The sequence below is a fragment of the Hyphomicrobium sp. genome (assembly GCF_035548195.1).
Lineage (GTDB): Bacteria > Pseudomonadota > Alphaproteobacteria > Rhizobiales > Hyphomicrobiaceae > Hyphomicrobium_B.
The window spans coordinates 109,366-136,113 of the sequence record NZ_DASZTY010000007.1; the positions used below are offsets into that span (position 1 = coordinate 109,366).

Annotated in this window: 25 protein-coding genes; 14 read left to right on the forward strand and 11 right to left on the reverse strand. The window is 58.7% G+C overall.

Features of this window, described 5'->3' with window-relative positions:
* Nucleotides 1–7 precede the first annotated feature (7 nt).
* From purE to VHB22_RS01720, 4 genes are all read right to left on the reverse strand, one after another.
* Nucleotides 8–502: a 5-(carboxyamino)imidazole ribonucleotide mutase gene (purE, locus tag VHB22_RS01705; protein WP_325455219.1), complete on the reverse strand. Its 495-nt coding sequence runs from the start codon at nt 500–502 to the stop codon at nt 8–10.
* A 124-nt stretch (nt 503–626) separates the two neighbouring features.
* Nucleotides 627–2,579 (reverse strand): cisplatin damage response ATP-dependent DNA ligase, encoded by a 1,953-nt coding sequence (locus tag VHB22_RS01710; RefSeq protein ID WP_325455220.1) that lies wholly within the window; start codon nt 2,577–2,579, stop codon nt 627–629.
* A 2-nt stretch (nt 2,580–2,581) separates the two neighbouring features.
* On the reverse strand, nt 2,582–3,601 hold the full coding sequence (locus VHB22_RS01715) for a ligase-associated DNA damage response exonuclease (protein WP_325455221.1): 1,020 nt from the start codon (nt 3,599–3,601) through the stop codon (nt 2,582–2,584).
* Nucleotides 3,602–3,660: 59 nt separating this feature from the next.
* Nucleotides 3,661–3,867, reverse strand: a complete 207-nt coding sequence (locus VHB22_RS01720) for a DUF465 domain-containing protein (RefSeq protein WP_325455222.1) — start codon at nt 3,865–3,867, stop codon at nt 3,661–3,663.
* Between VHB22_RS01720 and VHB22_RS01725 the strand changes: the two genes are divergently transcribed.
* The 3 genes from VHB22_RS01725 to VHB22_RS01735 all read left to right on the forward strand — a co-directional run bounded on the left by VHB22_RS01725 (nt 3,808) and on the right by VHB22_RS01735 (nt 5,028).
* A complete protein-coding gene (locus VHB22_RS01725) occupies nt 3,808–4,026 on the forward strand; it encodes a hypothetical protein (RefSeq protein ID WP_325455356.1) in 219 nt (72 codons plus the stop codon). The genes VHB22_RS01720 and VHB22_RS01725 overlap by 60 nt on opposite strands.
* A gap of 94 nt (nt 4,027–4,120) precedes the next feature.
* Nucleotides 4,121–4,297 (forward strand): YdcH family protein, encoded by a 177-nt coding sequence (locus tag VHB22_RS01730; RefSeq protein ID WP_414652691.1) that lies wholly within the window; start codon nt 4,121–4,123, stop codon nt 4,295–4,297.
* Between the two features lie 236 nt (nt 4,298–4,533).
* On the forward strand, nt 4,534–5,028 hold the full coding sequence (locus VHB22_RS01735) for an SRPBCC domain-containing protein (RefSeq protein ID WP_325455224.1): 495 nt from the start codon (nt 4,534–4,536) through the stop codon (nt 5,026–5,028).
* Between the two features lie 101 nt (nt 5,029–5,129).
* Here VHB22_RS01735 and VHB22_RS01740 read toward each other — a convergent pair whose 3' ends face one another.
* From VHB22_RS01740 to VHB22_RS01760, 5 genes are all read right to left on the reverse strand, one after another.
* Nucleotides 5,130–6,050 (reverse strand): catalase family peroxidase, encoded by a 921-nt coding sequence (locus VHB22_RS01740; protein WP_325455225.1) that lies wholly within the window; start codon nt 6,048–6,050, stop codon nt 5,130–5,132.
* Between the two features lie 229 nt (nt 6,051–6,279).
* The gene (zigA, locus tag VHB22_RS01745; RefSeq protein ID WP_325455226.1) at nt 6,280–7,536 is read right to left on the reverse strand and encodes a zinc metallochaperone GTPase ZigA; all 1,257 of its coding nucleotides are present in this window, start codon (nt 7,534–7,536) and stop codon (nt 6,280–6,282) included.
* Between the two features lie 245 nt (nt 7,537–7,781).
* Nucleotides 7,782–8,054 carry a hypothetical protein gene (locus tag VHB22_RS01750; RefSeq protein WP_325455227.1) on the reverse strand — a complete coding sequence of 91 codons (273 nt, stop codon included), beginning with the start codon at nt 8,052–8,054 and terminating at the stop codon, nt 7,782–7,784.
* A gap of 96 nt (nt 8,055–8,150) precedes the next feature.
* Nucleotides 8,151–8,882: a DUF4396 domain-containing protein gene (locus VHB22_RS01755; RefSeq protein ID WP_325455228.1), complete on the reverse strand. Its 732-nt coding sequence runs from the start codon at nt 8,880–8,882 to the stop codon at nt 8,151–8,153.
* A gap of 112 nt (nt 8,883–8,994) precedes the next feature.
* Entirely contained in the window at nt 8,995–10,620 is a 1,626-nt protein-coding gene (locus tag VHB22_RS01760) for an acyl-CoA synthetase (RefSeq protein ID WP_325455229.1), read from the reverse strand.
* 269 nt (nt 10,621–10,889) lie between these two features.
* On the opposite strand from VHB22_RS01760, the gene VHB22_RS01765 reads away from it, so the two are divergent.
* Nucleotides 10,890–11,210, forward strand: a complete 321-nt coding sequence (locus tag VHB22_RS01765; protein WP_325455230.1) for a helix-turn-helix transcriptional regulator — start codon at nt 10,890–10,892, stop codon at nt 11,208–11,210.
* A gap of 62 nt (nt 11,211–11,272) precedes the next feature.
* Nucleotides 11,273–12,988: a SulP family inorganic anion transporter gene (locus VHB22_RS01770; RefSeq protein ID WP_325455231.1), complete on the forward strand. Its 1,716-nt coding sequence runs from the start codon at nt 11,273–11,275 to the stop codon at nt 12,986–12,988.
* Nucleotides 12,989–12,997: 9 nt separating this feature from the next.
* Here VHB22_RS01770 and VHB22_RS01775 read toward each other — a convergent pair whose 3' ends face one another.
* Nucleotides 12,998–13,792 (reverse strand): DUF1013 domain-containing protein, encoded by a 795-nt coding sequence (locus VHB22_RS01775; RefSeq protein WP_325455232.1) that lies wholly within the window; start codon nt 13,790–13,792, stop codon nt 12,998–13,000.
* Nucleotides 13,793–14,035: 243 nt separating this feature from the next.
* On the opposite strand from VHB22_RS01775, the gene VHB22_RS01780 reads away from it, so the two are divergent.
* The 9 genes from VHB22_RS01780 (at nt 14,036) to mutL (ending at nt 26,150) form a co-directional block, all read left to right on the forward strand.
* Nucleotides 14,036–14,473 (forward strand): MaoC family dehydratase, encoded by a 438-nt coding sequence (locus tag VHB22_RS01780; RefSeq protein WP_325455233.1) that lies wholly within the window; start codon nt 14,036–14,038, stop codon nt 14,471–14,473.
* A gap of 59 nt (nt 14,474–14,532) precedes the next feature.
* Nucleotides 14,533–15,459, forward strand: a complete 927-nt coding sequence (locus tag VHB22_RS01785; RefSeq protein ID WP_325455234.1) for a bifunctional riboflavin kinase/FAD synthetase — start codon at nt 14,533–14,535, stop codon at nt 15,457–15,459.
* A 105-nt stretch (nt 15,460–15,564) separates the two neighbouring features.
* Nucleotides 15,565–18,711, forward strand: coding sequence for an isoleucine--tRNA ligase (ileS, locus tag VHB22_RS01790; protein WP_325455235.1), 3,147 nt, complete (start codon nt 15,565–15,567; stop codon nt 18,709–18,711).
* Entirely contained in the window at nt 18,711–19,217 is a 507-nt protein-coding gene (gene lspA, locus VHB22_RS01795) for a signal peptidase II (RefSeq protein WP_325455236.1), read from the forward strand. Before ileS ends, lspA begins: the two co-directional genes overlap by 1 nt.
* Before the next feature lie 64 nt (nt 19,218–19,281).
* Nucleotides 19,282–19,764 (forward strand): hypothetical protein, encoded by a 483-nt coding sequence (locus VHB22_RS01800; protein ID WP_325455237.1) that lies wholly within the window; start codon nt 19,282–19,284, stop codon nt 19,762–19,764.
* Between the two features lie 314 nt (nt 19,765–20,078).
* Entirely contained in the window at nt 20,079–21,440 is a 1,362-nt protein-coding gene (locus tag VHB22_RS01805) for a M16 family metallopeptidase (protein ID WP_414652692.1), read from the forward strand.
* 5 nt (nt 21,441–21,445) lie between these two features.
* Nucleotides 21,446–22,861 carry a pitrilysin family protein gene (locus VHB22_RS01810; protein ID WP_325455239.1) on the forward strand — a complete coding sequence of 472 codons (1,416 nt, stop codon included), beginning with the start codon at nt 21,446–21,448 and terminating at the stop codon, nt 22,859–22,861.
* 107 nt (nt 22,862–22,968) lie between these two features.
* Nucleotides 22,969–24,321, forward strand: coding sequence for a glucose-6-phosphate isomerase (locus tag VHB22_RS01815; RefSeq protein ID WP_325455240.1), 1,353 nt, complete (start codon nt 22,969–22,971; stop codon nt 24,319–24,321).
* Between the two features lie 29 nt (nt 24,322–24,350).
* Nucleotides 24,351–26,150 carry a DNA mismatch repair endonuclease MutL gene (mutL, locus tag VHB22_RS01820; protein ID WP_325455241.1) on the forward strand — a complete coding sequence of 600 codons (1,800 nt, stop codon included), beginning with the start codon at nt 24,351–24,353 and terminating at the stop codon, nt 26,148–26,150.
* Nucleotides 26,151–26,197: 47 nt separating this feature from the next.
* Here the strand turns inward: mutL and bfr are convergent, their stop codons facing one another.
* Nucleotides 26,198–26,686 (reverse strand): bacterioferritin, encoded by a 489-nt coding sequence (gene bfr, locus VHB22_RS01825; protein WP_325455242.1) that lies wholly within the window; start codon nt 26,684–26,686, stop codon nt 26,198–26,200.
* Between the last annotated feature and the right edge of the window lie 62 nt (nt 26,687–26,748).

Here is a 26,748-nt window from a genome sequence, read left to right on the forward strand (position 1 = left end):
GTTCGTGTCATCCTTGGACAGGCGTCTCGGCAACTTCGGACGTGTGCCGTCGGCGCCAATCATCGAGCCGTGCCCCGAGCGCATCATCCGACAGCGCGAGAATCTCAGCCGCGAGTAATCCGGCATTCTTTGCACCCGCGTCGCCGATCGCGAGCGTTCCGACTGGCACCCCGGCAGGCATCTGCACGATCGAATAAAGACTGTCCTGACCTTTGAGCGCTTTGCTTTCCACCGGCACGCCCAGCACGGGCAGCGTCGTCATTGAAGCAGTCATACCCGGCAGATGCGCGGCGCCGCCGGCGCCCGCGATAATCACTTTTAACCCGCTCGCCTTCGCGCCCTTTGCAAAAGCATAAAGCCGTTCCGGCGTTCTGTGCGCGGACACGATTTTCGTTTCGAAAGCGATGCCGAGTTCGGCCAGTATATCGGCCGCGTGTTTCATCGTCGGCCAGTCCGATTGGCTGCCCATGATAATGCCGACGAGCGGCTTGGCTTTGCTCATAGGTCGCGGCTCATGAGGGTGAGATCCTGATCTGCGCCAGTAACGATTTTCGCTACATTACGCATCTGGAGTAACGAAAATTGCACCGGAGGGAAACCGCGTCGGTACAGGAGTCAGGCCGTATTTACAAGGTTTTTTCGGTTTCGGCGGGCCTGGAAAGGTTAGCGAGTCGAAGAACAGTTTCGAGCGTATCGGCTTCGGCCGGGGGCTTGTCCCAGCGGATTCGATGAATGCGCGGGAATCGCATGGCGACGCCAGATTTGTGACGGGCCGAAGACTGAACGGAATCGAAGGCCACCTCGAATACTATGGCGGGCTCCACGGAGCGAACGGGTCCAAACGTTTCGACCGTATTGTTCCGGACCCATTTGTCGAGCTGCAGAAGTTCTTCATCGGTAAAGCCGGAATAGGCTTTGCCGACGGGAACGAGTTCGCGCTCGCCATTCTCGCCGTCGCGCCAGACCCCGAACGTGTAGTCCGAGTAATACGACGACCGCTTGCCCGAGCCACGCTGAGCATACATCAGAACGCAATCGAGCGTCAGTGCCGCGCGCTTCCACTTGAACCATTCGCCCTTGATCCGCCCGGCCTGGTAGGCGCTGTCGCGCCGCTTCAGCATCAAGCCTTCGATGCCTTCCGCCCGCGCCGATGACCAGAGCGCATTCAATTCCTCGAAAGATTGGAATGGCACCAATGGGGAAACATCGGTCAACCGCGGATGCTGGCGCGCATGCCAGGTTTCGAGCCGCGCGCGGCGCTCGCTGAAAGGCAGCGTGCGAAGGTCTTCCTGTGCATCGAACAAAAGATCATAGAGGCGAACATGAGGCGGATAAGCAGCCATTATTTTTGGCGTAACCGCTTTCCGGTTCAGCCGCTGCTGCAGGTCGTTAAACGGCGCGATCTCTTCATTGCGCATGACAAGCAATTCACCGTCGACGACGCAATCATGTCCCTGGAATGCGCTGCGGATTTCCGGAAATGTGCCGGAGATGTCGTCGCCCTGGCGCGAGAACATGCGTACGTCTCCGCCGCGCGCCGCGACCTGCACCCGAATGCCATCCCATTTCCATTCCGCGACGAAATCTTCCGGCGCGAGTTTCGGCCAGTCATCCTCTTCGATCGGATGCGCCAGCATGACCGGGCGGAACACCGGTTTCGAACCCGGATCGGGACGCTCCGCCCTGCCGTCGAGCCACGCGAAAAGATCGAGATAAGGCGGTTCGAGAGCATGCCAGATTTCCTCGATTTCTCCCACATCGCGGCCATAGCTCTGAGCCAACGCCGTTCGCGCGAGCCGCGCCGAAACGCCGACGCGCGGCGCGCCGCCGAGAAGTTTCAACAGCGCCCATCGGCCGGACGCATCAAGCTGATCGAGCAGCCAGCCCAAGCGCTCCGTGCGTCCGGCGGTTGTCCCAATCGACATCTCGCTGATAACGTTTCCAAGCGAAAGATACGCAGGCTCGGCTTCCCCGCTGTTATGCCCGATAACGCTCTCTTTGAGTTCGCCTTCCGAAAACGATGAGGCGCCGAATTTTCGGCCGTGATGGTGTGTCCCACTATCCGGCACACGCTCCGCGTTCCGTTGCGGGAACGCGAGCGCACTTCCCCCTTGCACCGAGAGTGTCCCATCCCCTTGTGCCGACAGTGTCCCGCTCAATTCCCCTCCCCCTTGCGGGGAGGGGTTAGGGGTGGGGGTGAGATCAAGAGAGAGTTGCTGCGGTTTTTCCTTGCCGGAATTTTCGTTTCGCTCCGTCTGAACCGTGGGAAGATTGGCAGGCTCCGCGACCGGAGCAAACTCCACCGGATAATCTGGCCACAACAGCGAAACCGTCTCCGCCGTATCCCCAACGTAATCACGTGAGAGTCGATAAAGCACTGGATCGATAAAGCGTGTCGTGAGATCGCTCAGCATGCGCCTTAATGGTAACCGAATAGGCACGCCGTCCGTCAACGCCGCAAGCGCCCATCCGCGATCCGGATCAGGCGCCGTGCGAAAATAGCGCCCGAGCAGGGCAACCTTACGGTTGCGGCTTTGCGTATAGACGAGACAATCGAGAAGACGGGCAAAGGCACGCATCACTATTCGCCTTCCTCGTCGCGGCCGACCAGCGTGAGCGCCCGCGCTTTCCGGCCGAGCGTTCCGAGATAATGCACCAGCGCATCTTCGCGTCCGTGTGTCACCCAGATTTCTTCCGCCCCGACCTCCAGGATGGTTGCAATCAGCTCTGGCCAATCGACATGGTCCGAAACCACCAGCGGCAACTCGACCCCATGCTGCCGGGCTCGCCCCCGCACGCGCATCCACCCACTCGCAAACGCATTGACCGGATCGCCGAAGCGGCGCGACCAGCGGTCTCCGAGCGCAGACGGCGGACACATCACGATGCCGCCACGAAGCAATTTCGAATCTTCCGTTGTTGCCGGGCGGATATCGCCAAGATCGATTCCCAGCCGCTGATAAAGCTCGGTCAGCGCAATGACGGCGCCATGCAGGTAGATAGGCGTATCATAGCCGGCGTCGCGGATGACGCGGATCATGCGCTGGCACTTGCCGAGATTATACGCACCGATCAGATGCGTGCGATCCGGCTCCGCCGCCATCGAGCCGAGAAGCTTTTCGACCTCGTGTTCCGCTTTCTCATGACGGAACACCGGCAACGCAAACGTCGCTTCGGTGATGAAGACATCACACGTAACGGGCTCGAAGGGTTCGCATGTCGGATCCCGCGCGCGTTTGTAATCACCGGAAACGACAGCCCGCTTGCCTGCCCACTCGATCACGACTTGCGCCGAGCCGAGGATGTGACCAGCCGGCATGAGGCGCACACTGACGCCGTTGATCGAGATTGGTGCGCCAAGAGCCTGCGGCTCGAATGCTCCGGCACAAGACTCGCCGTACCGCACTTTCATGATTTCGATCGTTTCACGCGTGGCAAGCACGGCCCCGTGTCCCGCGCGCGCATGGTCGCTGTGGCCGTGCGTAATGACCGCGCGGTCCACGGATCGGTGCGGGTCGACGTAGAAATCGCCCGGCTCGCAATAAAGCCCGGCATCGCTCGGGTAGAGCCAGCTGTCGACGGGAGGAGAAATGGAACTCATGCAATACCAACGCGCGAAGGCCGGAAAGCGCCTCGCAAGCCGAAAGCCATCAACGCCGTTCAGGCAATGATATCGGGAAGCAGCTTATCTTCGATCTGCGTAATACGGTCTTTGAGGGCCAGCTTTTTTTTCTTCAGCCGCTTAACAAGAAGTTGGTCAGCCATGGAATTATCTTCAAGGGCGACGATCTCACAGTCGAGCTTCCTGTGCTCGGCCCGCAAGTTCACCAACTCTTCCCTGAGCTCGCGTTCGTCGCGTCGCTCCATCACGAATGCCCTACCCCCGCCCTGCCGCAAGCAGCGTTTTGGGCGATTGCCTTTGATCTGGCAACAGGCAAAAGCGAGATGCCGCAGAACGAAGCCAATCGCATGAAATTATTTCATGATTTTCCACTGCGCATGGCCTGCAATTGCGGCGCAATGTAGTTCAAATTTTTTGGGGTTGTCTCAGGACGCGTTGGACAACATCTAAAACGTGTGGCACGATTCCTACGTCTGCAATCTCTTTTGGAGGCAAATGATGGCGATTACGGCTCATCTTGCAGAACTCGCGGAAAAGCACCGCGCCCTTGAAGAACGGATCGATCAAGCGGTCGCACGTCCAAGTTCGGACGACATAGAGATCCGGCGATTGAAGCAAGAGAAGTTGAAACTAAAAGACGAGATAGAACGCCTAAGGCGAGAGACACGCCACTAGTTCAACAGAAAAAGAGCAATAATCCCAGATTCGAAGCCCTGCCCGCGGAGCCGCCACGCGCCCGCCGAGCGGGGCTTTTGTATTTCCGATTCGCAAACGCACGGCGTTTTCTAATTTTAAGCCTTGGCGAAGCATGAGCGGCGCCCCATTTCCCGTAGTGAGCACGCGCAGCATTCACCCTGCGTTAAGCAGCAAAATTAGAGTGTCGGCATCGCGTGCAGGCAACGGAGAGAAGCGTGGCTCAAGCAAATGTAGGCAAACTGTCGGCTGCTCAGCATGAGGCGCCGAGTCTTGACATTGTCCGCGTTTTTGATGCGCCGAAGATGCTGGTCTATCAGATGTGGTCGACACCGGACCATCTTCGAAAATGGTCGGCCCCGAAGGACTACGCAATTCCGGCCGCGCGCACCGATTTCCGCGAAGGCGGCAGTTGGTATGCGCGCATGCACACGGCGGATGGACATGACTACCGCGTGCAAGGAACGTATCGCGAGATCATCGAAGGCCGCCGCATCGTGCTGACACACGCCTGGCTCGATCGGGACGGCAGGCCTGAAACCGAAACGCTGATAACGGTCACATTCGAACAGCAAGGCACGAAAACAAAAATGAGCTTCCTCCAGGAAGGCTTCGACTCTGTCGAAGCGCGCGACGGAATGGCGGTCGGCTGGAATGAATGTTTCGATCTGCTCGGCGCGCATCTGGCACACTTTGCCGGACCGCCCGCATAAGAATGCGCGCGGTCGCATCGCAAAAAATATTTAATATGCCGCCCGCCGATTAGGTCCCCGGAACGTGCCCGTGGATGACATCGCGCGCATAACGACTCCCGTTACTTCTGCCGCCGTGCGAACGAGACCCCGTAGGCGGCCGACCGCATGGGAAAAATTTTGTCGTTCTCCGGCCCTTCGATGCCATCGACGACGTTCGTCGGATCGAAAATGCCGGCATCGCAAGTCTTGTCATCCTCAAGACCTGTGATCGAAATGGTGCCGAGGTTTACGGACTTGCGTTTGTCCTCGGGCCAGAAGGCCGTCGGATCATCGAGCGGATCTCCGGGCTCGCCGAGAATGGCTGTCAGCGTGAATTTGGCCGGACCCTTCGCCAAACGCTCTTTAAGCTCCGGGCGGTAGAAGTCCGGGTCTTTTGCTTTTGCTTCCTCGTCCGAGAGCCCGACTTCGCCGCCGACCGGCAAAGCTTTGTACTTGAAGATCTGCTTTTTCCCTTCTGCGTTTGTGAACGTGAATGCGTGGATGCCCCAATAGTTGACCGTTGCAAAGCTGGCAGGAACGGGGCGGGCGTTCAACCAGGCGGCTTGTCGTGTCGTATTCGGATTGTCTTTGAAGAACGCGGCTATTTTATTCTTATCTTTACTCGCGACGGCGGTCAGCAGTGCAAGAAACTGGTCAGGATCGCGCGCGTTAAAGACCGGTGCGGAAACCATCACCAGATCCGTCGTATCGCCCTTGCCGAGATCGAAATGCAAGGCCATGCCGCGCACGTTATCCTTTTGCGTGTTAGGCGCATCAGGAGCGCCGCCGCCCATCGAAAAGCGGCCGATTACGCCCACCGGCGTTTTCGAATTGAAGTGCGGAGCCTTCGTCAGGCTCGTTGCCTCGGCGGAAGGTGTGAAACTACCTTTAACGCAGAAACCGTGCGTATGCGCCGCGCGTAGACCATCATGCTTGCCGAACACAGCATTCAGGGCGTTGATGAGGCTTTCCGCGTCCGCCTCTGCATGGGCAGATGTCATGGGCGGGATCGATAAAGCAGCAAGCAAAATCGCGGCAGGGACGAGCCGATTAAAGACCATGGAGGTGATCCTTCAGATAACCGTATGAATGGTGGAGGCGCCGATCCACTTGTCATAGCGCCTCCCCGTCATAGTGTTCAATTGTTACAATTGAACACAGCGAGCAGAAACCTGCGATCAACGCTAGATCGCATGCTCAATTAGCGGGCACCTGCTTGTCGATATTCCCTTACGCGGCGTCTCGCCGCCATTCGGGAAATGGATCGGGAAGCTTTTTCCATGCCCGTGGATCGAGTACGCCGCTCGATGGCAGCTCCAGCAAACAGGCATCGAGTTCGGCAACGATACGCGTTTTTTCCATGTCGGCGCTGCCGATGAAGACAATTTCCTGCCGCCGGTCGCCCCATGTCTTGTGCCAGCTTTGGTTGATGCGATCGACAAGGCGATCATCGTCCGGCCAATTTTTTTTCGGCACGGCCGCCCACCAATATCCGATCGCCTCGTGGCGGACGAGAGGACCGGCTTGGCTCAGTTCACCGACCCATTGCGGCCGCGTAGCCAGCCAGAAAAAACCTTTTGCGCGCACGACGCCCGGCCAGGTCTTGTTGAAAAAGGCGTGCAGCTTTTCAGGCTCGAAAGGCCCCCGCGCGTGATAGACGAAGCTCGATATGCCGTATTCTTCCGTTTCCGGCGAGTGGTCCTTAAAGCCGTTCAACTCTTTGTACCAGGTCGGATGCCGATGCGCGGCATCGAAATCGAAAAGTCCTGTATCGAGAATGTCTCGCGGCGAAACATGCGCGTGGCTGGTTTCGATGATCCGGGCATCCGCATTGAGGGCGCGAACGATCGCGCGCGCTGCAGCCACATCATTCGGAGAAGCAATATCGACTTTATTGAGAACGACGACATCGGCAAATTCAATTTGCTCGACGAGGAGTCCGACAAGAGGCCGCTCGTCGCCATCGCCCGCCGCCTCGCCGCGATCCTTCAAAAAATCCTGCGATGAATAATCCTTGAGCAGATTTGCGGCGTCGACCACAGTCACCATCGTATCGAGCCGCGCAACATCGGACAGGCTTTTACCATCCTGGTCGCGGAATTCGAAAGTCGCGGCAACCGGAAGCGGTTCGGCAATGCCGGTCGATTCAATCAGCAGATAGTCGAAGCGGCGCTCCGTCGCGAGCCGGCGGACTTCCTTCAGCAGATCGTCGCGAAGCGTGCAGCAGATGCAACCGTTCGACATCTCAACGAGGGTTTCATCCATACGCGAAAGATTTGCCCCGCCTTTGGCGACAAGATCGGCATCGATATTGACCTCGCTCATGTCGTTGACGATGACGGCGACCTTCAAGCCCGCCCGATTATTCAGGACGTGGTTGAGCAGCGTCGTTTTTCCGGCGCCGAGGAATCCCGATAGAACAGTAACGGGAAGTCGTTCGTCCTTCGCCGCGGTGGTCTGCAAGTGTGCCGTGAGGTCCGCATCCATTCGCTTTATCTCCGAAAAAGTGATCTATTATCGGATGTTATAACATCCGTCAAGTCTCCGGCGGTGCAGCCGGCATCGCGATAGGGCAAAATAAGAGGCCTACAGATGAAAGATGCCCCGCTATTTGCGGCGCAATATTCGCGCCGCACAAAATTAAGCGGAGCAACATCTAACTGTCTGAGGTGATCAATTCTTTCGTTCTAAGTCACCGAAATTCTTGTCAGCTGGCGACTCGCATCATACGTTTACTGAACAACAGGTTGCTCACGGTGAATCTGATGACAACGGAAACCTGTAGCCGTCCAATTTCGAAAGCTGAGGTCGATCGCTTTCTCTTTGGCAAGCACATAACAGGCTGCCCGGTATGCGGGCGCTTTCGCTCCCAATGCGACGTCGATGTCCACACGTTGACCTGTCAGCGTGCCGATCCATCCTCGACGGCGCCCGTCAATGTTCTGATGATTATCTGCCAGAATTGCGGGGCGATTCAGTTCCACGACCGGAACGTGATCGCGCATTGGCTCGAATGCCAGAAAAAGGTGTTCGTCAAGTAGCGTCGCGCACGGACTAAAGGGAAAACGCCACGCAATCGCCTGCGCCAGAAGCGATGTGCTTTACATTTTCTCCTTAATGCCGGACCTGATGAGCCACCAGTTTACGGGATAGCTCGTGACGAATCCGGCGATCATCGCAAGCTGCATTGCAAACCAGAATTCCGGCATGTCGGCTTCGCTCACGCGCCCGAAGTGCGCCTTGAAGATGGTCTGCGCCACAAACATCGCGCCGTACATGCCGATCTGCCAGCAGATGAGCGATAGCGTGTCGGCTTTGAGCGCCTCGTATATGCCCTCGCGGACGCCGAGCCCGCGCATCGGCACGATTGCGAAATACTGAAAGACGATGCCTAGGCCAAAAGCAAAAATAAAGTCGAGCACCCACACCGCATACATCTTCTCGCTGAAGATCGTCTGATATCCGAATATGATCGCGATCGCGGGAACGAAGAAGGCAAGCCCTTCGGCGATGATGTCACCGATCATGCATCCTGCCCCGCAATGTAAGGCGCCCTTTCCGACAATGACAGGAAACGGCGTTTCGATCTTGCCGGGCATGTCCTCTCCCTCCTCGTCGGCATGTTTCGCAGCCGCCAGCGTCGCGAGGCGGCCGTAGCGGAAATAAGCCCAGAGAATTACAACGCCGCCGAACAAAGCCGTAACAGGCCATACGATATTCATGATCGCCATACGCTGAGGATGCGGGAACACGTCTGCCGCGATCGCTAACGCGCAACCCGCAGCAACGGCTAAAGACAGGAGAGAGACGATGTGAAGCCAAGATGGGAACATAAGCGGGAAAAGCAGGCTGAAACGAAGGGCGTACCCTCTAAAGCCCCTGGAAACCTTCTACGTTCCCCACAAAGTTCCAGGTGCGGGCTAAGGGCTTACTGCTTCGCTTCGCCTACGCGTCTTTCGCCATTTCCCGCAGCTTGTATTTCTGGATTTTGCCGGTCGATGTCTTCGGCACCTCTGCGAAGACGACGTGACGCGGAACCTTGTAGCGTGCGAGCCCTTGTCGGCACCATTCAAGAATTTCATCCGCGGTCGCCGACGTGCCCGCGCGAAGCTCGATGAACGCACACGGCGTCTCTCCCCATTTCTCGTCCGGCTTCGCAACGACAGCGCAAAACGCCACGCTCGGATGCTTATAGAGAACTTCTTCGACCTCGATCGACGAAATGTTTTCGCCGCCCGAAATGATGATGTCCTTCGACCGATCCTTGAGTTGGATGTATCCATCGGGATGCAACACGCCGAGATCGCCGGAATGGAACCAGCCTCCTGCAAAGGCGTCTTCGGTGGCTTTCGGGTTTTTCAGATAGCCCTTCATCACGATATTGCCGCGGAACATAACTTCGCCGAGCGTCTCGCCGTCAGCGGGAACCTGCGTCATCGTCTCGGGCTCCATCACGGTCAGCCCTTCTAATGCGACGTAGCGGATGCCTTGGCGAATGCGCTTCGCGCTCCGCTCCGGGGCCGGAAGAGCGTTCCACGCTGGGTCCCACTCGTTGATCGTTGCCGGACCATACGTTTCCGTCAGTCCGTAAAGATGCGTCAGCTCGAACCCAGCGTCCGTCATGGCCGCGATTACGGCGGCAGGCGGCGGTGCAGCGGCATGATTGAACGCGACGACGTGCGAAATCGGACGTTTTTCATCTGGGCCGGCGTTCAGGAGCGTCGCCATCACGATTGGCGCGCCGGAAAGATGCGTAACCTTGTGCTCGGCGATGGCGTCATACATCGCTTTGGCGCGGACCCAGCGAAGACAGACGTGTGTCCCCTGTGCGAGCGTCACCGACCACGGGAAACACCACCCGTTGCAGTGAAACATCGGCAGCGTCCAGAGATAAACCGGAAACCGCGTCATGCCAGTCGATATGGTGTTCGCATAGCACATCAGCGCCGCGCCGCGGTGATGATAGACGACGCCCTTCGGATTGCCAGTCGTCCCCGACGTATAATTGAGGGAGATCGCTTCCCACTCGTCTTCCGGCCATCGCCAATCGAAATCGGGATCGCCCGCCATGACGAACGTCTCGTAGTCTTCCGCCGATAGGGACTCTCCCGTTTGCGGAAATTCGCGGTCATCATGATCGACGACGATAGGCTTCACCTTCGCGAGGTCCAGTGCCGCCTTCATGGTCACGGAAAACTCGCGGTCGGTGATCAAAAATTTCGTGCTGGCATGATCGAGCTGAAACGCGATGATCGCCGCATCGAGCCGCGTATTGATCGTGTGCAGGACGGCACCCGTCATGGCGACGCCGAAATGCGCCTCAAGCATCGCTGGCGTGTTCGGCAGCATGACCGACACGGTATCACCCGGCCCGATGCCGCGTGCCGACAGTGCGCTCGCAAGCCGCCTGCAGCGAGCGTAAAATTCCGAATATGAAATTCGCGCGTTGCCGTGAATGATTGCCGTATGCTCAGGCGCGGCCACCGCCGTCCGCGCCAGGAAGGATAAAGGCGTTAGCGGCTGATAGTTCGCGGGGTTCTTCTCTAGGTTTTGTTCAAAAGCATTCGACACGGTAGCTGCCCCGATCTCCGTTCCCCGGCGTGCGGATTCAAATCGGGATGACGCTACCGAATGCCTTTCATCGCAGCAACGCCGGATTCTCGTCCGCACGTCCGATTGGCTGGTGAGGACCAGCCGCAGTTGCCGGAAAACATAGCTTCCTCGGGCCACCGGCGGCTTCGCCGCAAGATCTCGGAATTATCATGCTACAAAAGTCTATATTGATGTAAAAAACATCATAATTTAGGTTTGAGGGTGCACCACTTCCTGCGAAGTCAAAAATGATAACAGCCGCTCAGATGCGGGCCGCCAGGGCTCTGTTAGGGATCGATCAGCAAACGCTCGCCACCCGCGCTGGCGTTTCGCTGCCAACGATCCAACGCATGGAGGCAAGTGCCGGCAACGTGCGTGGTGTCGTCGATACGCTGATGAAGGTGGTCGGCGCTTTCGATGCGGCTGGCATCGAACTCATCGGCGAGAATACGCCGAGCCAGGGACAGGGTCGCGGCGTTCGCTTCAAGGAATGCGTGCCCGCACAAACGTCGATGTCGCCGCCGGCGCAGTCGCGCAAAAAGCGAGGCGGCGCGAATACCCCGGATTGACAAATCAAGATAAGCGGCGAGGCGTCAACATCGACGATCCGCCGCTTTTCGGAAGAAGGTTCATGGATACGTCTGTGACGGTACGCCCGAAGCGCTCTGCCCCAACCCTTGCAGAGCTTTTTACCCCTAAGCTCGTAACCGTATTGCGCGAGGGCTATACGCTTGCCGATTTTCGCGCCGATTTTATTTCCGGCCTCACCGTCGCAATCGTGGCCCTCCCGCTATCGATGGCGATCGCGATAGGTTCCGGACTTTCCCCGGAGAAGGGCTTATTTACCGCCGTGGTCGGCGGTTTTCTGATCTCGGCGCTGGGCGGCAGCCGTTACCAAATCGGGGGGCCCGCGGGCGCCTTTATCGTTCTGATCGCGTCGATCGTCGAACGTAAGGGCTACGATGGATTGGTTCTCGCAACGGCGATGGCCGGACTCATCATGATCGCGGCCGGCTTCCTGCGGCTCGGAACCTATATCAAATATATTCCATATCCGGTGACGGTCGGATTTACCGCAGGCATCGCCGTCATCATTTTTGCCAGTCAGGTGAAAGATCTTCTGGGGCTCGACATCCTCCACGAGCCGGCCGCTCTGATCGCCAAAACCGAAGTCATCCTCGCGAATCTTCCATCGATCAGACCGGCAACGGTGTTTATTTCTCTGCTGTCGATCGGCCTGATCGTCGGCGTTCGGCGGATCAAGCCAAAATGGCCCGGGATGCTGATTGCCGTAACCGCAGCGGCAATACTGACCGGGCTTTTGCATCTCGACGTAGCAACGATCGGCTCAAGGTTTGGTGAGGTGCCGCGCATGCTGCCCGCGCCGCATCTCCCCGAGTTATCGCTGGCGAAATTGCGCGACGCCTTTCCGGATGCAATCTCGATCGCGCTCCTGGGCGCCATCGAAAGTCTGCTATCGGCGGTCGTCGCGGACGGAATGTCGGGCCGTAAGCATCGATCGAATTGCGAGCTTGTGGCCCAAGGCGTGGGAAACTTCACCGCAGTTCTATTTGGCGGCATGTGCGTAACCGGCACGATCGCCCGCACGGCAACGAACATTCGCTCGGGAGCACGGGGGCCTATCTCCGGCATCCTTCACGCAGCATTTGTGTTGTTGTTCATGCTCGTTGCTGCGCCGCTTGCGGCCTATATCCCGCTGGCCAGTCTTGGTGGTGTCCTCACGGTTGTGGCCTGGAACATGGCTGAGAAGAATGAGTTCGCGAGCCTTCTGCGCGGGTCCTGGGGCGATGCCGCAGTGCTTCTCGCAACTTTTCTCCTGACGATATTCGTCGATTTGACGACGGCCATAGCCGTGGGCGTTACACTCGGTGCTTTCCTGTTTCTGCATCGGATGGCGGAGGCCGTCGCGATTGAAACGGGACGTCCGCTGATCGCCGACGATACCGCGGACGGTCTCGATAGTACGCTAGTGAATGCCGCTCTTCCGCCACCTGACAACGACGTGATGATTTACCGGATCTCGGGCGCATTTTTCTTCGGCGCGACGGCGTCGGTCAGCACCGTGCTTGACCGCATCGGGGTTTATCCGAAGACGTTCATCCTGGATTTTGCCGACGTTCCTCTGGTGGATAGTACCGCTGCGCGCACCCTTGAAGGGTTCGCGCATAAACTCGACCGGGCGGGCACGGCCGTCTATTTCACGTCGGCAAGAAAGAGTATCCGCCGGACGCTAATAAACGCAGGTCTGAAAGCACCGTTGGTGCGCTACGCTGCGAACATTGAGGATGCACTCGCTGCGGCGCGCCAGGTGAGGGTAGAAGGATAACCCAACGCGCTATTCAGGCTGCGCGGGATCCTCGTTTTCGGTCGTAGCCAGCTTGTCGCCCTCGTCTTCCTGCTCTTCTTCTTTCGCCTTCATACCCTTGAGCTTGGCGAAAACTCGCGCCTGTTCTTGTTCAGGCGTCTCCTCGGGCGTCTCATCGGCCTTCGGAGCCAGAATCTGCGCTGTGGCAGTCGAAGGTGCCGTTGTCTCGGAGGCGGGCAGAAGCGTGCCTGCCTTCTCCTGATCGAGACCGGCCTCCTTGCGTTCGCGCTCGGCGCGCTTCGCGGCCTTCTTGACCTCAGCGTCCAGATCGATTTGTGAGCAGAGGCCCAGCGTCACCGGGTCTTGCGGCGTCAGCTGCGCCGAATTCCAATGCGTTCGGTCGCGAATTTGGGCGATGGTCGGCTTTGTGGTGCCGACGAGACGCATGATCTGACTGTCCCTCAGCTCGGGATGGTTGCGCAAAAGCCAAAGCACGGCGTTCGGCCGATCGTGACGCCGCGAAACGGGCGTATAGCGAGGCCCCTTGCGAGTCTGGGGCATCGGCGGCAACTGAACCTTGCTCTCGGCGAGCTGTAGCTTGTGCGAGGAATCCTTTTCGGCGCGCGCGATCTCTTCGCGCGTCAGCTGCCCGTTTGTAACAGGGTCCATGCCTTTGATGCCCTGTGCAACTTCACCGTCGGCGATTCCTTTGACCTCAAGCGGATGCAAACCGCAAAATTCCGCGATCTGATCGAAGGCCAGAGCCGTATTTTCCACCAGCCAGACGGCAGTGGCTTTCGGCATCAGGGGGCGGCGGTCGCTCATGGGTGTCCTCTTTCGGTCTTTCACGCGCCTGCGCAAAAGCCACTACAAAAGTAAAATTAAGGGAATAAAGCCTTTATAGCGCTTTCGCCGCAGGGGACGCAAGGCCGACGTCCGTAGGCGGGACTGCGACAAGGCCGCAGCCGGAATGGCCGTGCTGCGGTTGCGGCCAACGATTATGGCGGGTTAGTGTCATGGAAACAGGCTCGACGCCGCTTGAGCTTGAAACACCATGAGGATGATTGGATGCTCGCGACAGCCGGTCGAACCAAATATTTTGAAGACTTAGAGGTCGGCCAGGAAGCCTCGATGTCGCGTATCGTTAGCGAGGCGGATATTGTCGCCTATGCTGCGCTGTCAGGTGATTACAACCCGTTGCACCTTGATTCCGAGTACGCCGCCAAAACGATCTTCAAGGAGCGCATCGCGCACGGCATTCTTTCGGCTGGTTATATCTCGGCCCTGTTCGGGATGAAGCTGCCGGGACCCGGCGCAATCTATGTGTCTCAGTCGCTATTCTTCAAAGGGCCGGTCAAGATTGACGACCGCGTCGAATCTCTGGTCCGACTCGTCGAACTCATTCCCGACAAGAAGCGCGCCCGCTTCGACTGCGTGTGCACAGTCGCGGGCAAGCCGGTGCTGACCGGAGAAGCAATCCTGATGGTTCCCTCCCGTCCGAAATAACAGCAAGATAGCGCGGACGGTTCTCCAAACGATGAATACGGATCGAACGGACGCGCTGCATGCACGTCATCCATGGCCATAAGCATGTTTTGCCCGAACACCGCGGCTCGGCCGTCGCGATCGGTAACTTTGATGGCGTGCATCGCGGACACCGTGCATTAATCGCGGAAGCCAGAGCCCATGCACGTGCCAAGCGCGTTCCCTCGGCTGTCATGGTTTTCGAGCCGCATCCTCGTGAGTTCTTCCAGCCCCACGAGCGGCAATTTCGCCTGACGCCGCTGGAGCGAAAGCTCGTTCTCTTCGAAAAACTCGGCGTCGGGCTTGTTTTCGTCGAACCGTTCAACGCCGAGCTTGCCGCGTTAACCGGGGAAGCTTTCATCGAGCGGGTTTTGGTCGCCGGTTTGGGCGTCACGCACGTTGTCATCGGCTACGACTTTTATTTCGGTCACAAACGCGGCGGCAATCCGGAGCTGATGGTTAGGGCAGGCGAAGAGCTTGGATTTGGCGTCACGGTCATGCCGCCCGTCGCCGAGGACGGCGAAGCTTTCTCATCGTCCAGCATTCGGCTGCATCTCGCGCAAGGCGACGTCAAAGGAGCAGCTCACATGCTCGGCGATCCGTGGCGGGTCGCGGGTAGGGTGGTCGGGGGCGCCCGGCGCGGGACCGGCATGGGTTTCCCGACGGCAAATCTGGCCATGCCGAAAGGAACGACCCTCGGCCACGGCATTTATGCCGTCCGAGTTGACATTGACGGCCGTATATTCGACGGCGCTGCGTATTTGGGTACGCGCCCCACCTTCGACGATGGCATGCCGATCCTTGAGGTGTTCCTGTTCGATTTCTCGGGTGATATTTACGGCCGCGAAATCGAGGTCGAGTTCATTGACTTCATTCGCGGCGATCGCCGTTTTCGGTCCGTCGACGAACTCGTCGCGCAGATGGACAGCGACATCGCCAAAGCCCGCGAGATTCTTGCGAAACGATAGCGTTCCCTCTTTCCGCGAGGACGGGGAGGGGGAACAGCGCGCCGCTCTTTGCTAATACGGGCCGCCTTGCTAGAACGCCCGCTGATTTTCGAGAAAGAAAGCCTGATGTCGAAAGACGTAAAGTCCCGCAAACCAAGCGCCGGTGCGGAAACCCAAGCTCCCGCGGAGGGCCGCGACTGGAGCAAAACGCTATTCCTGCCGCAAACCGAATTTCCGATGCGGGCGGGCTTGCCCGAGCTTGAACCGAAGCTCCTGAAACGCTGGAACGAGATCGGCCTCTACAAAAAGCTGCGCGCAGAATCCAAAGGCCGCGTGAAATTCACGCTGCATGACGGTCCGCCCTACGCCAACGGCAACATTCACATCGGCCACGCGCTAAACAAGATCCTGAAGGACCTCGTCGTCAAATCGCAGCAAATGCTTGGCCACGATTCCGATTATGTACCGGGATGGGATTGTCACGGCCTGCCGATCGAATGGAAAATCGAGGAGCAATATCGCGCCAAGGGCAAGGAGAAACCGAACTTCCTCGATCCCGTCGCAATAAATGCATTCCGCGACGAATGTCGAAAATTCGCGGCGCGCTGGGTCGACATTCAGCGCGACGAGTTTCAGCGCCTCGGTGTCATCGGCGATTGGGGTCATCCTTATTTGACGATGGACTTCCGCGCCGAAAGCATCATCGCGCGCGAGCTGATGAAGTTCGCCGCGACTGGCCAGCTCTATCGCGGGTCAAAGCCGGTCATGTGGTCCGTCGTTGAAAAGACCGCACTCGCCGAAGCCGAGGTCGAATACCAAGACCACCAGTCCGACATGATCTGGGTGAAGTTTCCGGTGAAGCCGCTGCCGGTGAATGAGGAACCCGCCGAAGAAGATATTCCGCCGGAGCTGCATCCGGAGCTGACACCTGAAAATCTGCTCGGCGCGTCGGTTGTCATCTGGACGACAACGCCGTGGACCATCCCCGGCAATCGCGCGATCAGTTTTTCATCGAAGATCGCGTATGGCCTCTACGAGGTCACGGCCGCGCCCGAAGGCAATTGGGCCAAAAACGGCGATCGATACATCCTGGCCGATAAACTCGCCGCCGATGTGATGAAAGCCGCAAAAGTCGAAGCTTATGAAAAGCGCTGGAGTGTGAACGCATTTGAGCTTCGCCATCTCGTTTGCGAGCACCCGCTGCACGATCTCGGCTACACGTTCGACGTTCCTTTGCTCGATGGCGATCACGTGACCGATGATACAGGAACGGGCTTCGTGCATACCGCGCCCGGCCACGGCGCCGACGACTACAATATCTGGATCGCCAACCAAAAGAAGCTGCGCGAGCGCAGCATCGATACCGATATTCCGTTCACTGTGGACGCCGATGGCGTGCTGACCAAGGCCGCGCCGGGCTTTGAAGGAAAGCGCGTGCTAAAAGAGAACGGCGACAAGGGCGATGCCAACGACGCCGTTATCAAAGCCCTGGCAGAAGCGGGCAACATCATCGCGCGCGGACGCCTGAAGCATCAGTATCCGCACTCGTGGCGCTCAAAGAAGCCGGTGATCTTCCGCAACACACCACAGTGGTTCATCTCGATGGATAAACCACTTTCCGCGCTTGGCGGCCGGTTCCCGGAAGGAGAGCCGCCAAGCGCCGACAAAAGAGGGCATAACGCACCAACGCTCCGCCACCTCGCGCTCGAAGAGATCAAGCGCGTCGCCTGGGTGCCTGCTGCAGGCGAGAACCGCATTATCGGCATGATCGAGAACCGGCCCGATTGGGTCGTCTCGCGCCAGCGCGCCTGGGGCGTGCCGATCACCGTCTTTCGCAATATCGAAACGGACGAAGTCATTCCCGGCCCCAGCTTCGACAAGTCGGACAAGCTCGCCACGCGCATCGAAAAAGCCTTCGCCGAACAAGGGGCCGACGTCTGGTTCGAGGAAGGCGCTAAGGATCGCTTCCTCAAGGGGCTCATACCGGACAAGGACCTGCCGAAATGGGAGCAGGTCAAAGACGTGCTCGATGTCTGGTTCGATTCGGGCTCGACGCACGCCTTTACGCTTGAAGATCCGGTGGCATTTCCAGGCTTCAAGGGCTTACGCCGCAAGCGCGACGGCGGCCAGGACCGCGTCATGTACCTCGAAGGCTCCGATCAGCATCGCGGCTGGTTCCATTCGTCTCTGCTCGAAAGCTGTGGAACGCGCGGCGAAGCACCCTACGACATCGTACTCACCCACGGATTCGTTCTCGACGAGAAGGGGCAGAAAATGTCGAAGTCCTTGGGCAACGTCGTCGCGCCGCAAGACGTGATGGCGAAGTCGGGCGCCGATATCCTCCGCCTCTGGGTGGCGGCGTCCGATTATTCCGACGATCTTCGCATCGGCCAGGAAATCCTGAAGACGTTCTCGGAAACGTACCGAAAGCTCAGGAATACGCTGCGCTGGATGCTCGGCGCGCTCGCGCATTTCAAACCGGAGGATGCGGTCGCGTTTAAGGACATGAAGCCGTTCGAACTCGAACGCTTGATGCTTCACCGCCTCGCTGAACTCGATCACGATATCCGCAAAGCGTATGAGCATTACGACTATCGCAAGATCGTCGGCCTGCTGGCGCAATTCATGAATACAGAGCTTTCCGCGTTCTATTTCGACATTCGCAAAGACACCCTTTATTGCGAGCCGCCGTCCAGCCTGAAGCGCAGGGCTGCGCTGACTGTCGTCGATCGGTTGTGCGATTGCCTGATCCGTTGGCTGGCACCGATCCTGTCCTTCACGGCCGAGGAAGCGTGGCTGCAATATCGCTCCGAGGAAAGCGAGAGCGTTCACCTGTTGCCGTTCTCGAAGATTCCGCGCGAATGGCGCGACGACAATCTCGCCGCCAAATGGGATCGCGTGAAAGAGGTGCGCAGCGTCGTGACGGGCGCGCTTGAAATCGCGCGAGCGGAAAAGAAGATCGGCTCCTCGCTCGAAGCAGCGCCGGACGTGTACGTCACCGACGCCGATCTGATGTCGGGCCTCGAAGGCATCGACATGGCCGAGGTGTGCATCACGTCCGATATTTCGATCTCGGACAAAACAGTCCCAGGAGGCGCCTTCACGCTCCCGAATGAGCCCGGTGTCGGCGTTGTCGTCAAACGCGCGGAAGGCCGAAAGTGCGCACGTTCCTGGCGCATCACCAAAGACGTCGGCTCCGATCCGGCCTATCCTGATCTTTCCGCGCGTGATGCCGCCGCTGTTCGCGAAATCGACGCGCGGGCAACGGCGTGATGGACACCGCGAGCTCGAAAGGCTTTATTTGGAGCCGATACGCGCCACTCGCGCTGGCCGTGATCGTCGCGACCGTCGCGGCCGATCAACTCCACAAATGGTGGATGCTGTCCGTTTTCGACATCGGCAACAAAGGCCGCGTCGAAGTCTTTCCGTTTCTCGATCTTGTCTACGTGAAGAACATCGGCATCAGCTATTCGTTGTTCAATCAGGAAAGCCTTCTCGGCCAATATATGCTCGCCGGGTTTGCAGCGTTCGCGAGCTTATGCCTTTGGCTATGGCTCAACCGGTCCGGCGCGGGCATGCTTATGGCGATCGGCCTTGCACTGATTATCGGGGGCGCTATCGGCAATGCTATCGACCGTCTGCGCCTCGGGGGCGTCGCCGACTTCTTTTCGCTGCATGCGTTCGGGTTCCACTGGTATGTCTTCAACATCGCCGATGTGGCGATCGTTGTCGGCGTAGCAGCGCTGTTGTATGAGTCCTTCTTCAGCGAGTCGCATTAGCGCCGTAAACGTCGGCTTATTTGCGCGCTGAGGGGCGACTTGCCTTTAGGGCACGGGGAAATGTATGCCTTTGAAATCGTTCGCGAAAGCATCATTATTCGCGTCATTCGGCGCGTCTGTGCTCGCGGTTTCCGGCTGCGGCTACGACGGCGTCCAGCTGAACGGCAAAATTTTTGACTTGGTCGGTGTAGGCAGCGGGAGTGCCGCACCTGCCGGGGAGCCGAAAGTCGCCGTCCGTCAGCCTCTTGTCATGCCGCCCGAAACAGGAGCACTCCCGCAACCAGGAAGCGGCCGTGCCGGTCAGCCATCATTGGCGGAAATCCAGGATCCGGACCGAAATAAGCACGTTTCACAAGCCGAGCTTCAGAAGCAGCAGGACGCATACTGCAAGGTGCACTACGAGGACGCCATTGCACGCGGCGATTCGACCGCCGACGCCGCAAGCGGGCCGCTCGGCTCATGTCATCCGTCCATCCTGACCGGCGTTAAAAAATGGATGACCGGCAAGAATGATCAAGATCAAGACGACGATACGCAAACGCAGTAGGCCGTTCGGGCTCATCATCAGTAATTTTTTCTGTTTTGTCGAAAACTCTTGATCGACTCGCATCTTACGCGCGCGAGATGAACGGCTTGTCATTTGACTTTTGAACCCCATCTCGCGCTCATTGTGCCGCTTCGCGGCCGCAGGCGCTTTGGATGTCGGGCACCGTTTGCGAAACGTTGTCCTCGCATCTGAGGGCTTCGGTATCATTTTAGAGGGTAGGCAGCTCGCCTGTCGTCGCCTACCGTTCGAGGACCGACCATATGCGTCTTGTGACGTCCACCAAATTCACATTCTTAACCCTATTGGCCCTTTCCATGCTTGCACTGACTCCCGACGCTTACGCCACCGACTCGGCAACCAGAGCCTCCGAGTTCAAGCTCGAGAATGGCATGGACGTCGTGGTCATACCCGATCATCGCGCGCCCGTCGTAACGCATATGGTTTGGTACAAGGTGGGGTCCGCCGATGAAGTGCGCGGCAAATCCGGAATCGCGCATTTCCTTGAGCATTTAATGTTCAAATCGACCGACAAGATTCCGGTCGGCGAGTTTTCGAAAATCGTGAGCCGCCTTGGCGGCCAGGACAATGCCTTTACGGGGCACGACACGACCGCTTACTTCCAGCGCGTCGCGAAAGACCGTCTTGGCAAAATGATGGAAATGGAGGCCGACCGTATGGTCCACCTCCGGCTCGACGAAAAGGAAGTGCTGACCGAGCGCGACGTCATTCTCGAAGAGCGACGCTCGCGCATCGACAACAATCCGTCGGCGCTGCTCGACGAGCAGATGAATGCCGCGCTCTATCTCAACGATCCCTATGGCACGCCCGTCATCGGCTGGTATCACGAGATGGCACAGCTCACACGTCAGGATGCGCTGAATTTCTACAAGCACTATTACGCGCCAAACAATGCCATTCTCGTCGTCTCCGGCGATGTGACTCCCGACGAAGTGAAAAAGCTTGCCGAAGCGACCTATGGGAAGATCCCGGCGAACCCGGAAGTCAGCTCGGTTCGCAAACGCCCGAGCGAACCGCCGCCTATCGCGGCCCGCCGTCTCGAGTTGAAGGATCCGCGCGCCGGTAATTTCTCGATGCAGCGCTACTACCTCGCACCAAGCTACGTCACGGCTAAGCCGGGCGAAGCCGAAGCGCTCGATCTGCTGATGAAGATCGCGGGCTCGGGCACCACAAGCCGCATCTACAAAAAGCTCGTCGTTGAATCGAAGCTCGCATCAAGCGCAGGCGGAGATTATTCAGGCTCCGGTCTCGACGGCGGCACGATCTCGCTCTACGCGGTCGCCGCAGACGGCGTTCCATTGCCCAAAGTCGAAGCCGCGATCGACGACGTTCTCGCCGACATCGTGAAGAACGGCGTGACGGATGCCGAACTCGCGCGCGCCAAGCGCAGCTACCTCGCCGATTACGTGTACGAAAGCGATAATCAGGCGACGCTCGCACGCCGCTACGGATGGAACATGGCGGTCGGCCGCACCGTTGCCGAGATCGAAGGTTGGCCTGACGCCATTTCGAAGGTCACGGCGGATGAGGTCAAGAAGGCTGCTGGAAAATATCTCAACATGCGCGCTTCAGTGACGGGCTATCTCGTTCCCGATGAAAGCGGCGTCGCGCAAGCCGATGATCTGCCATCCCCATCCCCAAATGGCGTACTGAGGTGATTTTGATGCTGAGCCTCCCTCGCGGGATTGCTACGGTCGCTCGTGCCGTGGCCCGTTTCAATGTTGCCGCGGCGCTGGTGATATTGACGTCCCTTTCGCTTTCTTCGTTGAGCCGTCCGGCAGAAGCTATGAACATAAAACAAATCCAGTCTCCAGGCGGAATCAAAGCGTGGCTCGTCGAGGAGCACAGCGTTCCGCTGATCTCGTTGAAGTATGCCTTCGACGGTGGCAACAGCCAGGACCCGAAAGGAAAGGCCGGCGTCGCCAATTTCATCACTGCAATGATGGATGAAGGCGCAGGCGACCTTAAGTCTGAAGACTATCAGGAACGCATGGAAGACCTCGCCATGCGCATGAGTTACGACGATACGAAGGATTCGCTTTACGGGTCGTTCGAAACGCTGACCGCCAATCGCGACAAAGCCGTCGAGCTTCTGAAGCTTTCGGTGCAGCACCCGCGCTTCGACCAGGATGCCATCGAGCGAATCCGGAAGCAGCTCATCGCCAATCTTGTTTATGCCGCCAAAGACCCCGGCAAGGTCGCAATGCGGGGATGGTATGCGCAAGCGTTCGCGGGACATCCCTACGCGCGTCCGTCTGCCGGCACGGTGGATACCGTCTCGAAGATCACGCGCGATGATCTTCTCGACTATCACAAGCGGATTTTCGCCCGCGATAATTTGAAGGTCGTGGCTGTCGGCGACATCACACCCGACGAGCTTGGCAAGCTCATCGACAATGTTTTCGGCGCTCTCCCCGCCAAAGCCGATTTGTTTCCTGTTCCGAAAGTGGAGCCAGTGCTTGGCGGCAGCCAGCGCGTCATTGAGATGGGCGTTCCGCAATCGGTCGCTGTCTTCGGCCTCGGCGCGATGCCGCGCATGGACCCGGATTTCATGACCGCGTTCGTGGTTAATCACATCTTAGGCGGCGGCGGATTTTCGGCGAAGTTGATGGAGGAGGTACGCGAGAAACGCGGCCTTGCCTACTCCGTCTACACGTACATCCAACCCGATCGCTATACCTCGATCCTGGTCGGCAGCGTCGCGACCAAGAACGCGTCGATGGCCGAAAGCTTGGACATCATCCGCAAGGAGATGAAAAAGATGGCCGAGAATGGACCGACCCAAGCCGATCTCGACGCTGCAAAATCTTATCTCACCGGCTCCTATGCCCTGCGCTTCGACACCAATTCCAAGATCGCCTCGCAGCTGCTGGGTTTGATGCAGGAGGGATTTGGTCCCGATTATGTCGAGACGCGCAACAAGAAGATTGAAGCCATCACGCTCGCAGATGCAAAGCGTGTTGCTGCGCGACTGTTGAAGCCGGAAAACTTGATTGTCACTGTTGTCGGCAAACCTGCGGGAATGAAGTCCGTCATTCCGGCGGCGTTGCGTCCGGTCACGGCGCCGACGCGCGGTTAATCACAAAGGCCCCGCCAGAGGATTTGGTGGGGCCATAGGTGCTCTTGGCCGTAGGGCTGAAATCGGGTACGCGGGAACCCGTTTCAGCCAGGAGCGTTTGTAGCGCCATGCAAGACGGGCAGCACGACGGAAGCAAGTTTCAGCAAAACATCGACGGATGTCTCGACAGTGCGATAGGCGACCACGGCCTGTCGCAAACCACGTATGAATCTTGGCTTGCCCGCATCGCCCCTCATCTCGATGCGCTCAAAGACGATTATCGCAGCAACAAGCTGGCGCTACTGCGCATTCCAGAAGAGACGGCCGACATCGAAGCCGCCGAAGCAGCGCTCGCGCGTTTGAGTGGCGGCGCAAATACGCTCGTCTTCTTCGGAACCGGCGGTTCGAGCCTAGGCGGTCAAACTCTTGCGCAGATTGCCGGATGGAAAATTCCTGGCGTTGCGACCGAAGGTCAGAAATCGCGGCCGCGCACGCGGTTCTACGATAATCTGGATGGCGAGACGCTCGAAGGCGTCTTGAAGACGCTCGATCTCTCAAAGGCGCGCTTCATCGTGACGTCCAAGTCGGGGGGGACCGCCGAGACTCTCGCGCAAGCAATCGCAACGATTTCCGCCGTCAAAGCCGCGGGCCTCGAAGCGCAAATTCCAAAACTTTTCCTCGGCATCACCGAGCCCGACAAGCCCGGTAAAGCAAACGGGCTCCGCACGCTGTTTGCGAAGTTCAACATTCCGATGCTTGAGCATCATACTGGCATCGGCGGACGTTTTTCCTGTCTGACGAACGTCGGCTTGATGCCTGCGATTGCGCGCGGCCTCGATGCGCGCGCGATCCGGTCCGGCGCAAAATCGGTCGTCGATGCATTGCTGGCCGCGGGCAAACCGGAAGATCTTGCACCCGCTGTCGGCGCAGCAATGGCTGTTGCTCTGTCGAAGGAAAAAGGCATCAAGACGTTGGTCATGATGCCGTACGCGGATCGTCTCGGGCGACTCGCGGCTTGGTTCGTGCAACTTTGGGCGGAAAGCCTTGGCAAAGGCGGAGAAGGCACCACGCCGATCGGCGCGCTGGGTCCGCTCGACCAGCATAGCCAATTGCAGCTTTTCATGGATGGTCCGCGCGAGCACTATTTGACCATTCTCCGCGTCGCGAGCGAAGGCGTCGGTCCGAAGGTTGATCCCGACCTCGCGAAGCTGGCGGGCGCCGACATGCTCGGCGGCCACACCATCGGCGACATCGTGTCAGCGCAAGCTCATGCGCTGCCCGAGGCTTTGGCTCGCGCCGGCCGCCCCGTGCGGACAATAGACCTTGCAAAACTTGACGAAAAAGCGCTCGGCGCGCTGCTGATGCACTTTATGATCGAGACGATTCTCGCAGGCCGCCTGCTGAACCTCGATCCGTTCGATCAGCCCGCAGTCGAGCTCGCGAAAGTGTTGACCAAGGAGCGCCTCGCCAAAGGCGCTTGAAGCGCTCTTTGAACGAGGAGATGATCGCCGTGGCGATCCGCCAGCTCAGCCCCGAAACGGTCAACCGCATCGCGGCAGGCGAGGTGATCGAGCGTCCGGCGAGCGTCGTCAAAGAGCTTGTCGAGAACGCGATCGATGCAGGCGCGAGGCAGATCGAAATCGTCATCACGGATGGCGGCCTGTCGCTGATCCGTGTGACGGACGATGGCTGCGGCATGGGCCCGGAAGACCTCGCGCTCGCAGTCGAACGACATGCGACGTCGAAGCTCGACGAAGAAGACCTATTCGATATTCGCTCGCTCGGTTTTCGCGGCGAAGCGCTTCCTTCAATCGGCTCGATCGCACAACTCGAAATCAGATCGCGCACACGGAACGCAGATCACGGCTTTGCGATTGCCGTCGTGCGCGGCGCCAAGCAGGCCCCGCGTCCCGCCGCTGTTAATTCCGGCACCATCATCGAAGTCCGCGATCTCTTCTCCGCGACACCGGCGCGGCTGAAATTCCTGAAGTCCGAACGCTCCGAGCAGATGGCCGTCACAGATGTCGTGCGCCGCCTCGCGATGGCGCATCCGGAAATCGGCTTCACGCTGCAAACCGGGGACAAGCGCCCCGTCACCTATCCGCGTGGCGAGCGGACCTCGGCTGCATGGCTAGAACGCGTCGGCGCCATTATGGGGCGCGAATTCATGGCGGATGCGCTTGAGGTGTCAGGCGGCGGCAGCGGCGCGTCGGCGCCAATGCGCATCTTCGGCTTTATCGGACTGCCGACACTGCATCGGCCCGACAACATGCAGCAGTTTCTGTTCGTCAACGGACGATCCGTGAAGGATAAGCTGCTGATCGGAGCCATTCGCGCCGCCTACGGCGATTTGATACCGCGCGGGCGTTCACCGCTATTGGCGCTCTTTCTCGACGTGGCGCCGTCTGATGTCGATGTGAACGTGCATCCTGCCAAAGCCGAGGTGCGGTTTCGCGACGCCGGCCGCGTGCGCGGCCTGATGGTCGGTGCGATGCGCCAGGCGTTGGAAGCCGCAGGTCACCGCGCGTCGGCGCAAGGCGGTGTGCTGACCATAGAAACCTTCGCGCCGGGTATTCTTCCGAATGCCACTACTTCACCCGCCGCGCCTACTCAAACGTGGCTTCAGCCCGCCGGTCTTTCAGAGCGAGCGCAAACGCCCTTCGCCGCAATCGATACGCCGAGCGCCGACATGCGTATGCCAGACGCAACAAAACCCGAGCAGGCAATAGATATGCCTCTCGGCGCCGTTCGCGCGCAAGTGCATGAGAATTACATCGTCGCACAGACCCGCGATGGGCTTGTCATCGTGGATCAACATGCTGCGCACGAACGGCTGGTTTATGAAAAGCTCAAGTCCGCACTCGCCAACGGCGGCGTCGCAACGCAAGGCTTGCTCATTCCGGTTATCGTCACGCTCGATTCCGATGATGCGGAGCTGCTGTGCAGCCGCGCGAGTGAACTCGCCGAGTTGGGACTTGTCCTCGAAAGCTTCGGTGAGGGTGCGGTCGCTGTCCGCGAAACGCCCGCATTGCTGGGCGACACCGACATCGACGGATTGGTGAAAGATCTCGCCACCGAGCTTCACGCCGACGGTACGGCGCGCGCTCTTAAGGATCGTCTGGAAAGCGTCGCGTCGCGCATGGCCTGTCACGGCAGCGTGCGTTCGGGGCGTCGCCTCACGGTCGAGGAAATGAACGCGTTATTGCGCCAGATGGAGGCGACACCTTACTCGGGCCAATGCAATCACGGCCGTCCAACGTACGTCGCGCTCAAACTCTCGGACATCGAACGTCTTTTCGGCAGAAGGTAAGCGCTTACGGCCGGCTCCGGAGAGCGCGGGCGCAAGCGCCTACAAAATCAGTCGTCGTCGCCGTTGGCGCTTTCCGCGTTGAGCTGGCCGTAGTTTTCGACGCCGATCTTATTCAGAAGATCGAGTTGCGTTTCGAGGAAGTCAATGTGACCCTCTTCGTCCTTCAGCAGCTCTTCGAACAGATCCATCGTCACGTAGTCGCCGACGTCGCGGCAAATCTCGCGTGACTTCTTGTAGTGATCGCGGGCGATGTGCTCGCCCTTCAAATCGCACTCCAGGACTTCTTTGATGTTCTCACCGATCATTAGCGGTGCAACGTGCTGCAGGTTGGGCAGCCCATCCAAAAAGATAATCCGGTCGACGAGCTTGTCGGCGTGGTTCATCTCCTCGATGGATTCTTTGCGCTCCTTTTTGGCGAGTTTCTTAAATCCCCAGTTGTCGAGCATGCGATAATGCAACCAATATTGGTTGATGGCGCCAAGTTCGAGCTTCAAAGCCTCATTGAGACGAGTGATAACGTCTTTGTTACCCTTCATGGCGCCGCTCCAACCAATGTGTATTGCTGTCTCTAGCCTAAACCAGAAACATTCTAAACTAG